The 11,315-nt window shown below is 65.8% G+C and carries 9 protein-coding genes; 2 read left to right on the top strand and 7 right to left on the bottom strand.

Annotated features, from left to right (window positions below; all coding sequences use genetic code 11):
• The first annotated feature begins 174 nt into the window (after window positions 1-174).
• On the top strand, window positions 175-1,608 hold the full coding sequence (locus tag ACNSTU_RS02940) for a hypothetical protein (RefSeq protein WP_290637593.1): 1,434 nt from the start codon (window positions 175-177) through the stop codon (window positions 1,606-1,608).
• Between the two features lie 50 nt (window positions 1,609-1,658).
• A complete protein-coding gene (locus ACNSTU_RS02935; protein ID WP_418212064.1) occupies window positions 1,659-2,273 on the top strand; it encodes a TetR/AcrR family transcriptional regulator in 615 nt (204 codons plus the stop codon).
• Window positions 2,274-2,278: 5 nt separating this feature from the next.
• Here ACNSTU_RS02935 and ACNSTU_RS02930 read toward each other — a convergent pair whose 3' ends face one another.
• From ACNSTU_RS02930 to ACNSTU_RS02900, 7 genes are all read right to left on the bottom strand, one after another.
• Window positions 2,279-2,917, bottom strand: a complete 639-nt coding sequence (locus tag ACNSTU_RS02930; RefSeq protein WP_418212063.1) for a DsbA family oxidoreductase — start codon at window positions 2,915-2,917, stop codon at window positions 2,279-2,281.
• Window positions 2,918-2,964: 47 nt separating this feature from the next.
• Window positions 2,965-4,329, bottom strand: coding sequence for an OmpA family protein (locus tag ACNSTU_RS02925; RefSeq protein WP_418212062.1), 1,365 nt, complete (start codon window positions 4,327-4,329; stop codon window positions 2,965-2,967).
• A gap of 300 nt (window positions 4,330-4,629) precedes the next feature.
• A complete protein-coding gene (acnA, locus tag ACNSTU_RS02920; RefSeq protein WP_290634886.1) occupies window positions 4,630-7,362 on the bottom strand; it encodes an aconitate hydratase AcnA in 2,733 nt (910 codons plus the stop codon).
• Window positions 7,363-7,552: 190 nt separating this feature from the next.
• On the bottom strand, window positions 7,553-8,182 hold the full coding sequence (gene hflD, locus ACNSTU_RS02915) for a high frequency lysogenization protein HflD (RefSeq protein ID WP_418212061.1): 630 nt from the start codon (window positions 8,180-8,182) through the stop codon (window positions 7,553-7,555).
• Window positions 8,163-9,296 (bottom strand): tRNA 2-thiouridine(34) synthase MnmA, encoded by a 1,134-nt coding sequence (mnmA, locus tag ACNSTU_RS02910; RefSeq protein ID WP_290636847.1) that lies wholly within the window; start codon window positions 9,294-9,296, stop codon window positions 8,163-8,165. The genes hflD and mnmA overlap by 20 nt, the downstream gene beginning before the upstream one ends.
• Before the next feature lie 90 nt (window positions 9,297-9,386).
• Complete coding sequence (locus ACNSTU_RS02905) at window positions 9,387-9,839, bottom strand: NUDIX hydrolase (RefSeq protein WP_290634880.1); 453 nt, start codon at window positions 9,837-9,839, stop codon at window positions 9,387-9,389.
• 53 nt (window positions 9,840-9,892) lie between these two features.
• The gene (locus ACNSTU_RS02900; RefSeq protein WP_290634878.1) at window positions 9,893-10,903 is read right to left on the bottom strand and encodes a LysR family transcriptional regulator; all 1,011 of its coding nucleotides are present in this window, start codon (window positions 10,901-10,903) and stop codon (window positions 9,893-9,895) included.
• Window positions 10,904-11,315: the final 412 nt, after the last annotated feature.

The following is an 11,315-nucleotide window of genomic DNA, read 5'->3' as shown; positions in this document are numbered from 1 at the left end:
CCGTAGCGTCATCGTGTGACAGGGGCGTGACTCGCTGTTTTGCGATTTACACGCGTCCCCCCGCATAATTGTGACGGCAAACGCGGTCGGCAGGGGAGTGCTTCGTGCATTCTCGGGAAGAATACGCCAGGGACTCTGCCGGCGACCGCGAAACAGACATGCACAGGAGGCAGGATGCTTGAGCCGGAAGTTCTCTCCCTGACGCCCGTTCCGGCGCTGAACGCGCTGATCTGGGCGCTGGTGGTCCTGGTGGCGGGCTACCTGGCGCGCACGCCGGTGCATCGGCTGATCCGGCTGGTGTTCACCGGCGCCCGCAGACTGCTTCGTCTGCTTGCGCGGTACTGCGTGCACGCGGAACACCATGTGCGCGCGTGGACGCGCTCCGTTCTGCTGGCCCAGGCGCAGGAGCAGGCCCGGAATGCGGCCGACTGGAACCTGGAGCGCTTAGGCGAAGACCTGGAACGGGAGCTCAAGGGAATTCCGGAGCTGGAACAGCAGCTCCGGGCGCACCTGGGCCGGCTGGAGCAGGACTACCGGACCAGCGGGGCCCCACCGCCGGATCTTCCGGGCTGGCCCAGACTCGTGGAACACCTGGGGCCGGACTTCGGCGCCGTGGATCCAACCGTCAAGAAGACTCTGGAAGATCTGCGTGACGGCCTCGAAACCCAGCGCGCCGATCTGCTCGATGCTTATCGCCGCGCGACGCGGCGTCGCTATCTTGTCCTGCACCGGACCATGCCGTACTGGCGCCGGGTTCGCGGTGCGGTCGAAGAGCTGACGGCCAGGGTGGAGCGTCTGCGCCAGAGGGCAGAAGACGCTCTCCAGCGCGTCAATGCTTACGAGGCGCTCCGGGATGAGCATCAGGTCCGGATCGACGTGCTGGCGGGCCAGTCGCTCTGGCGGTTCACCCTCTCTGTCGCGTGGCTCGCGTTGGCAGGGCTCGGGTTCCTGGTGCTTGGCCAACTCCTTGCCGAGCCCCTGAACAGTCTACTTGGCACCACCGCTCCTGCTGCGGGCCTGCCCGGGCTTGGCGTCTCGACCGCGATTTTGCTGCTCGGGGCCGTCGGCCTGCTCGGGATGCTCTTGCTGGAGAGTTCTCGGGTCACGCGCTTGCTGCCCGGACTCTCCGGTCAGGATACGGACACACGGCGGTGGCTGTTCTGGTCGGGTTTCGCGGGTCTGGTCGCCCTGACTACGGCGTTCGCGTTACTCACGCTCTATCACGGAGGCATCCCGCCAGCCCCCATGGACACCCCGCTCGGGCCGGTGATGGCGCCCGGCGTTCAGGCGGCGCTGGTCATCCTGTTGCCTTGTGCGCTGGTGTTCTCAGTGTTACCGGTCAGAGGGCTAGTGCGGCATGGCCGGATTACTGGAGGGTATTCGGTCGCCCTCGCATTGCAGGTTGCGATGCTGCTTTGCAGACTGCTTGCCAGCCTGGCGGCATTCGTGAGTTCGTTGCTGATCCAGTTGTACGATCTCGTGATCTTCCTGCCGCTGTGGGTCGAAGAGACGATCCGTCAGCGCGACTGGCGGGTGAAGCCTGATGCGCTGGTTTCGCGAGGGCGGCTGCCATCTCCCTCCGGCCGGGAGGGCGGCGTTGTGCGCTGACCGCCCTGACGGCAGTTGCCATACGCAAACGTATGGTGTAGAAAGCAGCCATGAGCAAATCGAATCACCGCCGATCGCTGACCGCCGACGACTGGGCCGACGCGGCGTTGGACGCTGTTGCCGAAAATGGCGTTGAAGCCGTTGCCGTGGAGCGGATCGCACGCGCGCTCGGCGTGACGAAGGGGAGTTTCTACTGGCACTTCGCCAACCGTGGCGCGTTGCTTGATGCCGCTCTCAAGCGCTGGGAGCGCCAGCAGACGGAAGATGTGATCGCCCGCGCGGAGCGGGAGCAGGACCCGCGCAACCGGATTCACCGACTCTTCCGCAACGCCGATGGCAGCAAACGGGCCGGTCAGCTTTACCTGGCTTTTGCCGCCGGCGCCAATGATCCCCTGGTGGGTCCGGTGATCAAGCGGGTCAATAATCGACGCATCGGCTTCATGATGGACTGTTACTCGGCGATGGGGCTCGGGCCGGTGGAGGCGCGGCAGCGTGCGGTGCTCGCCTATTCGGTCTACCTCGGGACCCTGCAGATGCGGCGCGACGCCCCCGAGACCATCCCGGCCGGCCCCGAGTTCGAGGACTACATGGACTACATCAGCATGACGCTGATTCCCGGCTTCGTCACCGAACGCCGCCGCGAAAACGATCAGAAAACCGGCTGAGCCGCTCAGGCTCCGCCTCGGGCCGCCTGCTCGAGCGCCTGCTCCAGCAGATCCGTGGAGACCGCCCCCTGAAAAGGCCGCTCGGCGACCACAAGCGCAGGTACGCTCGCGAGATCCAGCTCCTGCGCAGCCTGAACGTGGGACAGGAACGCCTCCACGGGCTCAGCCGACTCCCATGCAGTCGTCATCAGGTCATCCACCCCGGACTCCCGCGCCAGCGCGTTGAGTACTGACGTATCGCCAATATCCCGGCCTTCTCCGAAAACGGCATGGAACACGGCGCGGTGGAACGCCGGAAAACATGGTCGTCGGTACAGGAGTACCGTCTGGGCGAGAAGTAGCACGCGCCGCGTGTTCGGCAGAACCGCCGGCGGATGCCAGGGCAGGTCATCCTCCCGTAGTAGTGCGTGCAGGGCCGGTTGGTTCAGCTGATCTGCACCGTCGGCCTCCGGGCTCGGCGCATTCGGCCGTATTTCCAGGAAGCGCCAGAGCACATCCAGCCTGTAGCGCGCGTTCAGCCGCTCGAGGCGGTGGCTGGCGACGTAGCAAAAGGGGCAGTTGTAGTCTAAGAAGAGGGTGACGGGGACAGCCGGTTCGCAACGCATGGTCGCAGTGTACAGGTGGCCCCACGAGGTTCGCCACATGCGGCAGGCACCGGCGCCGTCCATGGCACCGGTACCGTCAGACAGAGTCAGTCCCGTTCACCGGCGTGTAGTCGGGCGCGCCGATTTGCTGCCTGCTCGAAGGGAGAGTCGTCCTCCGCCGCCGGGTTGCTGGAGCCGGCGGTGGCCACGACGATACGGTTCTCGGCGATGCCGCGGTCCACGAGGTACTCCCGAACGGCATTGGCCCGCTCGCGGCCCAGTCCCTCGTTGTAGGCTTCCGGCGCGGAACTGCCCGTATGCCCCGTAACGGTGATGGTCGCCTGGCTGTCTTCACCCAGCGCGTCAACGAACGCATTGATGCGGTCCTGTTCGGTGCGGGTCAACCCGGTGTCGCCCGAGACGAAGTAAACAACGTCCGGTACATCGGCAGCGGGCTCGTAGACACCGTCCTGGTCACCGTTGCCGCCGTTCTCGTCAGTGCCACTGCCCTCGTCGTTGCTGCCTGCGGCGCGCGCCTCTTCTTCCGCCTGCGCGCGGCGCGCCTCGGCCTCGGCGGCGCGCCGGGCCCCTTCGCGCTCCTGTTGCCGCTGCTGTTCCGCTTCCCGTTCCGCCTCCAGAAGATCGGCCGGGATCACGGCCTGGCCATGACGGGCCAGGAGGCGGGAGGGCGGTGATGGCGGTAGACCGTTGTCCGACTCCAGGGTGATGGTCGTTGCGTCCGGCGGGATCTGCCGCGTCGTGACGGAGACCACACCGTCCGTCGCCTCGGGAATCTCGTCCGGCGCGTTGCCGTCGAGTACCGTCAGGGCGTTTGACGCGTCGTGGGACTGCCGTTCGTCGCGCCGGGACGTGACCGGCTGCGCATCCTCGCTGGGCTGACAGCGCATGAAGGCCCGGTACTTCGGTCGGAATCCGGCGTTGGAGAGACTCACCGCGAGCGTGTTGCCTGGCGCGTGCCAGTCGTCGAAGGAGAGAGTGGGGTAGGCACCGCGCTCCAGTTCGCGCAGCACCTGCACCGCCATGTCCGGGCCGAACCGGAAGGTTTCGGGCCCAGGGGTTCCCTCGACGGACCCGATCCGCCGCACCGCGGATGCGTCCCAGTCCCGGGGCGCCGACCACAGATCAACGGTGTGCGCCTCGGCGGGCGGATTGCCGGTGTAGACGCGTAGCGCAACGGCCCCGTCGGCGGCCCGTGTGAACACGGCCAGCCCGAAGCCGGGAATGGCGTGCATGAGGTGACAGGCGTTGGCATGGCGCTCCCAGTACCAGCTGCTCTCGCTCAGGCTGGCCATGTAATGCTGCCCGGTTGTCGGCAGGGCCTCGTTGCTCTGGGCCGCTGCCGGCAGCAGAAGCAAGGCAGCCCACAGGACTGCGGCGCCAGCCTTGCTGCATATCCGGTTCAGGCCGGAGGGCGTGGAGATCGGACGTTGGCACGCGGTTGTCGAAATCATGGTTCGTGTCAGTCAGGGCTGCCTGTGCTGACACGGGTATCGGCAACCGGGGTGATTTCTTGAGGGCGTGAGTACTTTCCGGTCGTTTCATTTGGTGGACCTGAAGGTCCACCCTACGCGGACTACATTCATGGTCAGTGTCCCAGCTCCTGGCATGGCGACATTCGTAGGGTGGACCTTCAGGTCCACCATGGCTGGAGCTCCGAGGGCATCCTCCTCCAGGCACCCTGGGCGAAAAAAGGCCGGCGCGGTTGGGGAACCGGCCGGCCTCTTGTTTCAACCCGTCAGGGATCCCGGGTTTCAGGACTCCTTGGCGAGGTTGCGCAGCACGTAGTGCAGGATGCCACCGTTACGGAAGTACTCCCATTCCTTCGGCGTATCGATGCGCACCTGGGCGTCGAACGTCTTGGAGCTGCCGTCCGGCGCCGTGGCAGTGACGGTCACCGCCTCCGGCTCACCCTCCAGGGAGGAGAAGGAGAACGATTCACTGCCGGTGAGGCCGAGGCCTTCGGCGCTGTCGCCATCCTTGAACTGCAGCGGCACCACGCCGAAGCCGACGAGGTTGGAACGGTGGATGCGCTCGTAGCTCTCGGCGATTACGGCGCGCACGCCCAGCAGGTTGGTGCCCTTGGCCGCCCAGTCACGGCTGGAGCCGGTGCCGTACTCCTTGCCGGCCAGCACCACCAGCGGGGTGTTGTCCTGCTTGTACTGCATGGCCGCATCGAAGATGCTCGTCACCTTGCCGGAGGGGACATGGGTGGTCCAGCCGCCCTCGGTGCCCGGCGCCATCTTGTTGCGCAGGCGCACGTTGGCGAAGGTGCCACGCATCATCACCTCGTGGTTGCCACGACGGGAGCCATAGGAGTTGAACTCCTTGGGTTCCACGCCCTGCTGCTGCAGGTACTCGCCGGCCGGGCTGTCCGGCTTGATGGCACCGGCGGGGGAGATGTGGTCGGTGGTGATGGAGTCGCCGACGTACACCAGGCAACGGGCATCCTTGATTTCGGAGATGCCCGGCTCGTCCATGGTCATGCCCTCGAAGTAGGGCGGGTTGGCGATGTAGGTGGACGGCGCCCAGTCGTAGTTCTCGGCATCCGAGACTTCGATGTTGCGCCAGTTGCTGTCACCGGCGAAGACGTCGGCGTAGCGCTCCTGGAACATCTCGCGGTCGAGGCTGCCGCTGACCACGTCCGCCACTTCCTGCTGCGACGGCCAGATGTCCTTCAGGTAGACCGGCTCGCCCTTGGTGTCCTTGCCGATGGGCTCGCGGGTGATGTCCACCGTCATGCTGCCGGCGAGGGCGTAGGCCACCACCAGGGGCGGAGAGGCCAGCCAGTTGGTCTGCACTTCGGGGTGCACGCGGCCTTCGAAGTTGCGGTTGCCGGAGAGCACGGAGGCGACCATCAGGTTGCCTTCGCGGATCGCCTGGGTGACTTCGTCCGGCAGCGGGCCGGAGTTGCCGATGCAGGTGGTGCAGCCGAAACCGGCGACCTGGAAGCCCAGCTCGTCGAGGTAGTGCTGCAGGCCTGCGCGCTGCAGGTAGGCCGGCACGACCTGGGACCCGGGGGCAAAGGAGGTCTTCACCCACGGCTGGGTGCCAAGGCCACGCTCACGCGCCTTCTTGGCCACCAGCGCAGCGGCGACCAGCACGTCCGGGTTGGAGGTGTTGGTGCAGCTGGTAATCGCGGCGATGACCACGGCGCCGTGCTTGATCAGGGTCTTCTGGCCGTTGATCTCGACCTGGACCGCGCCCTTGTCGTAGTCCACCTGGCCGCCCACGGCGGTGTCGCCACCCTCGTTCAGGAAGCGGTCTTCTTCGGCGCCGTGATGGTCCTCCAGGAATTTGGAGAGGTTGGCGTCGAAGGTTTCTTTGGCGTCGGTCAGGGCGACCCGGTCCTGGGGGCGCTTGGGGCCGGCCAGGCTGGGGACAACGGTGGAGAGGTCCAGCTCGAGCACATCGGTGTACTCGGCCTCGCGCTCACCGTCTTCGCGCCACATGCCCTGTTCACGGTAGTAGGCCTCCACCAGTTTGATCTGGTGCTCGCTGCGGCCGGTGAGCTCCAGGTAGCGCAGGGTTTCGTTGTCCACCGGGAAAATGCCGCAGGTGGCGCCGTATTCAGGAGCCATGTTGGCGATGGTGGCCCGGTCGGCCAGCGGCATGTTGGACAGGCCGTCGCCGAAGAATTCCACGAACTTGCCGACCACGCCCTTCTGGCGCAGCATCTGCGTGACCGTGAGTACCAGGTCAGTGGCGGTGGCGCCTTCCGGCAGCTTGCCGCGCATCTTGAAGCCGACCACTTGCGGGATCAGCATGCTGATGGGCTGGCCGAGCATGGCGGCTTCGGCCTCGATGCCGCCCACGCCCCAGCCCAGCACGCCGAGGCCGTTGACCATGGTGGTGTGGGAGTCGGTGCCGACCAGGGTGTCGGGGTAGACGCGCTTGCCGCCGTCCGCTTCCTTGGTGAAGGCCACTTCCGCGAGGTATTCGATGTTGACCTGGTGCACGATGCCGGTGCCCGGGGGCACGACGCGGAAGTTCGAGAAGGCGCTCTGACCCCAGCGCAGGAACTTGTAGCGCTCGTGGTTGCGGTGGTATTCCAGCTTGGTGTTCAGGCTCAGCGCGTCCTTGGTACCGAAGTGGTCGACCATGACGGAGTGGTCGATGACCAGATCGGCGGGCTCCAGGGGGTTGATGCGCTTCGGGTCACCGCCGAGCCGCTGCATGGCGTCGCGCATGGCGGCCAGGTCGACCACCGCGGGGACGCCGGTGAAGTCCTGCATGAGGACGCGCGCGGGGGTGAACGCGATCTCGGTGCTGGGCTTGGCGTTGGGATCCCACTGGGCCAGCGCCTCTATGTTTTCCTTGGTGACGTTGACGCCGTCTTCCTTGCGCAGGAGATTCTCCAGCAGGACTTTCTGCGCGAAGGGGAGTCGACCCAGGTCGAAGCGGTCCTCAAGGGCCTTCAGGCTGAACATCTCGTAGGACTGCCCATCGACGTTCAGCGTCGAACGTGCTTTGAAACTGTCTTTCATTGTGCCTCCCAGTCTTTACCAGTTGGTGCTCTCGTCCGGTCCGGCCTTGCTCGCCCCGCATGTCCGTGAGCGCGCGGCGGGACACGGGCGCTGGGACCGCCCTGGTTTTTCGGCTTTCATTGTGGCGCCGTTATCATACACGAATGCGGCGCAGTTTGCGGTCCCGGACGGACCGTCCGGGACGTGCTCGTCACGCGGTTCCAGCCGCGAGTTCCCGCGCCAGCTGATCGCTCGCCTGGAGCAGCTGGTTGCGTCGGAAAACCAGGCGCATCCGGCTACCGCCGGCCGTACGCCAGAAAGTGGTTGCGCGAATACCGGCCAGCAGCAGGGCGCGCACCTGGTTGGTGTTGCGCGGGTCCTCGAGCCACTGCCGTTCGCCCTGGACCATGACCTTGGGTTTCAGCGTGCTGATGGTGTTGCCGTAGAGGTCGGCCAGGCGCCCGATCACGTTCTCGTGGGCGGGGTGGAAGTGCTCTGCCTGTCGGCTCGCCTGCTCGATCCCGTCCGCGAGCTGGGCAAGCATGGTGCGCTGACGCATCAGCTTGCGCTCCAGGTGCATGAGGACGATGGCGTAGCGGGTGAGCTCCTGGTCCTGCGGGTCGGAGAGCTGGTCGCGCAGCCGGTGCAGCCCGGGGAGCAGCCGTACTTCTCCACCGTAGGCAGCGCCGATGTCGCCGTCGAACCGGTTGAGCAGCCCATTCATGCACGTCCCGACCTCATCCATGTTCGCCTGACCGGTGCGTGCGATCCGGCGGACTTCGCTGAGCGCCTGGAACAGGGCGGCCAGCGCCAGGGTCTGGTTACGCATGGACTGCAGCATCAAGTTCTCCCGTGCTCAAGCGTTGATCGATGATGCCGCCTCCGAGGCACCGGTCACCGTGGTAGAAGACGATGGACTGGCCCGGTGTGACGGCGCGCTGGGGTTCATCGAAGACCACGCGGGCGCGATCGCCCTGCACGCCGACGGTACAACCCTGATCCGGCTGGCGATAGCGGATTTTGGCAGTACAGCGCATGACATCATCCGAGGGGGGCGCACCGGCGACCCAGTGGAGATCGGTCGCCATCAGTCCCGCGGAGAACAGCGCCGGATGGTTGCCGCCCTGGGCGACCACCAGTGTGTTGGCGGGGATATCCTTGCCCACCACGTACCAGGGCTGGCCGCCAGCGCCTGCACGGCCACCGATTCCCAGCCCCTGGCGCTGGCCCATCGTGTAGAAGCTCAGCCCCTGGTGCTCGCCGATCCGGTTGCCGGCTGTATCCACGATGGGGCCGGGCGTGCTGGCGATGTAGCGCGACAGGAAGCCGCGGAAATCTCGCTCGCCGATGAAACAGATGCCGGTGCTGTCCTTCTTCTCGAAGTTGTCGAAACCGGCGTCCTCGGCGATGCGGCGCACCTCGGGCTTCTCCAGTTCGCCCACCGGGAACAGTGTGCGCTCCAGCGCCTCATGGCCGACCATGTACAGGAAATAGCTCTGGTCCTTGCCGTGGTCGAGGCCGCGCAGCAGGGTTGCGCGACCGGTGTCCGGGTCGCGGCCGATACGGGTGTAATGCCCGGTGGCGACGTAATCGGCGCCTAGGCGCATGGCGTGGTCGAGGAAGGCGCGGAACTTGATTTCCCGGTTGCAGAGTACGTCCGGGTTGGGCGTCCGGCCGGCCTCGAACTCGCGCAGGCAGTCATCGAAGACCTGCTGGCGATACCGGTCGGCGAAATTCACCTGGTGAAGCGGGATATCCAGCTCCCGGCAAACCTGCCGCACGTCCTCCAGATCCGCCTCGGCGGTGCACACCGTGTCGGTGTCGTCGTCTTCCCAGTTGCGCATGAACAGCCCCTGGACCCGGTACCCCTGTTCCACCAGGCGCAGGGCGGCGACCGACGAATCGACACCGCCGGAGAGGCCGACTATAACGCTTGGAGTACGTGCGGTGGACATGATGACGCGCGACTTCCCGGGGGCCTGAACCGTGTTGCGGCGAAGCATACACCGCCGGGAGCGCGGTTCCCAAACGGCGACCGATGCGGGTCAGTCGGCGATGACGTCCCGGAAGAGATCCAGAGGGTAGCGGCAGCCCGCCTGGTAATCTTCGATACCGCGCATCACCAGCGGGCTGCGCAGCCGCTCGGGCGTGTCCCGAAGCGTGTCCGGGGTGACCCAGAGGGCACGCTGGATACCGTCATCCAGCGGTTGGTCGGGGCGGTGATCCCGCACTGCCCCGCAGAAGCATACGCGCAGGAACGTCTCGTTGCGCCGGGCACTGAACCAGCGATACACCCCGACAATGGCTTCCGGCTGGAAATCCCAGGCCGATTCCTCGCGGGTCTCGCGTACGACGGCCTCGGCGAGGCTTTCGCCGGGTTCCAGGTGGCCCGCGGGTTGATTGAGCACGAGCTGGCCGCCGGCGTACTCCTCCACGAGCAGAAACGCGCCCTCGTGGTGGGCGATCGCGGCGACGGTGACATGAGGCTTCCAGACCATGGGAGCAGAGCCTAGCGGTGCGGCGCGTGCCCGGCAAGCGTGGTCGCCTGGCGTCAGGTGCTTGACCGGGGTTTGGCCGACGAGCTGCCGGAGGGGACGAACACCCGGTTGTCGCCCCGCGGCTCCGCCTGCGGGCTCGCGCCCGGATCATCAAAGAAACCGGGCTGCATCAGTTCAATGAAGCGCTTGGCCTGGGGCGAGAGAAATCTGCCACGCCGCCACATGACGCCGTACGTGCGGCGGGGAAACACGCTGGGCAGAGGCTTGACCACGAGATCTTCGCGACCGGTGATGCAGATGTTGCTCGCAATGCCGATTCCAAAACCCCGCTCCACGTAGGCCTTCATGATCTCCCAGCCGCCCACCTCCAGCCGCACCTCGTAGGGAATGTTGTGCTGCTGGAGTACCAGGTTCACCAGTCGCCAGGTCGTGAGGTGCTTCGGCGGCAGGATCAGCTCCTCGCTGGCGAGATCGTCCAGCTCGATGCGCTCCTTGCCAGCCAGGTGATGGCCGAAGGGCAGGATCAGGGAGGTGTCGAAGGAGTAGACGGCCCGATAGGCGACGTCGTCGGGAAGGTCCAGCATCGAACCGATGGCGAAATCGACCTCGTCGTTGCGCAGGGCGGAGAGCATGTCGGCGCTGACCAGGTTGTGCAGCTTGACCGGGCTGTCCGGGTAACGGTCCATGTAGTTCTTCAGCAGGTCCGGAATGAGATACAGCGTGCTGGATTCGCCGGCGGCGATGTCCAGGCGCCCGCTCTGGAGCGTCTGGTAGCGCTCGGCGAAGCGGGCGGGTAGCGCATCGATGCCATCGACCAGGGGCAAGGCCAGCTCATAGAGGGCCTTGCCGTCCGGGGTTAGCGTGATCTTCGGGCCCCGGCGCTCGAAGAGGGTGATTTCAAGCTCCCGTTCCAGCGCCTGGATCTGGAGCGAAACGGACGGCTGGCTGAGGAACAGCCGCTCCGCCGCCCGCGAGATGCTGCCCGTCTGCGCCGTGTAACAGAACGCGCGGAGCTGTTTCACGCGATTGTTCTTGTAATAGAGACGTCCGGACGGGTCGCTCATGGGAATTCCCGGAAGTATTGGGTTAGCCAATATTCAAGATTGACCGGTAGGCGTTGTCAAATGATGCGCCGCCGCAATACAATGCGCGCACTCAGGAAAGAGACCTAGGCGTGAAATTCACAATTTCGGCCCGCGTCATTGGCGCTGTCGATGGCTTTGGGTCCCGCAGGAAGCGGAGCACTCGGAACGAATTTGCGTGAGCGGCGGGCTTTGAACCCGGAGGACGCCGCTTCGCAGACTGCAGCGGGGTCGTTCCCGGGAGTGTAATGCACCCGGAACACTCCGCGAGCGGCGGGGGCAGCATGCATCCCGTCCGCGTCGTGAGCCTTGTCAGTTGATCCTGATCGCCGGCCTCAAGAGGGCCCTTAGGTAAGGCGGCACGCAAAGTGATTCACCAGTGGGCCGTAGCGTC

Origin of the sequence: Aquisalimonas sp. APHAB1-3, from assembly GCF_048323695.1 — a bacterium.
Taxonomy (GTDB): Bacteria; Pseudomonadota; Gammaproteobacteria; order Nitrococcales; family Aquisalimonadaceae; genus Aquisalimonas.
Note: the sequence above shows the minus strand (reverse complement) of the source record. Positions and strands in the feature narration are given on the sequence as shown.

What these genes read in the sequence shown, in the direction of transcription:
- ACNSTU_RS02940 (WP_290637593.1), top strand. Translation starts at nt 175, where the DNA reads ATGCTTGAGCCGGAAGTTCTCTCCCTGACGCCCGTTCCGGCGCTGAAC.
- ACNSTU_RS02900 (WP_290634878.1), bottom strand. Translation starts at nt 10,903, where the DNA reads ATGAGCGACCCGTCCGGACGTCTCTATTACAAGAACAATCGCGTGAAA.
- ACNSTU_RS02905 (WP_290634880.1), bottom strand. Translation starts at nt 9,839, where the DNA reads ATGGTCTGGAAGCCTCATGTCACCGTCGCCGCGATCGCCCACCACGAG.
- acnA (WP_290634886.1), bottom strand. Translation starts at nt 7,362, where the DNA reads ATGAAAGACAGTTTCAAAGCACGTTCGACGCTGAACGTCGATGGGCAG.
- mnmA (WP_290636847.1), bottom strand. Translation starts at nt 9,296, where the DNA reads ATGTCCACCGCACGTACTCCAAGCGTTATAGTCGGCCTCTCCGGCGGT.
- ACNSTU_RS02925 (WP_418212062.1), bottom strand. Translation starts at nt 4,329, where the DNA reads ATGATTTCGACAACCGCGTGCCAACGTCCGATCTCCACGCCCTCCGGC.
- ACNSTU_RS02935 (WP_418212064.1), top strand. Translation starts at nt 1,659, where the DNA reads ATGAGCAAATCGAATCACCGCCGATCGCTGACCGCCGACGACTGGGCC.
- ACNSTU_RS02930 (WP_418212063.1), bottom strand. Translation starts at nt 2,917, where the DNA reads ATGTGGCGAACCTCGTGGGGCCACCTGTACACTGCGACCATGCGTTGC.
- hflD (WP_418212061.1), bottom strand. Translation starts at nt 8,182, where the DNA reads ATGCTGCAGTCCATGCGTAACCAGACCCTGGCGCTGGCCGCCCTGTTC.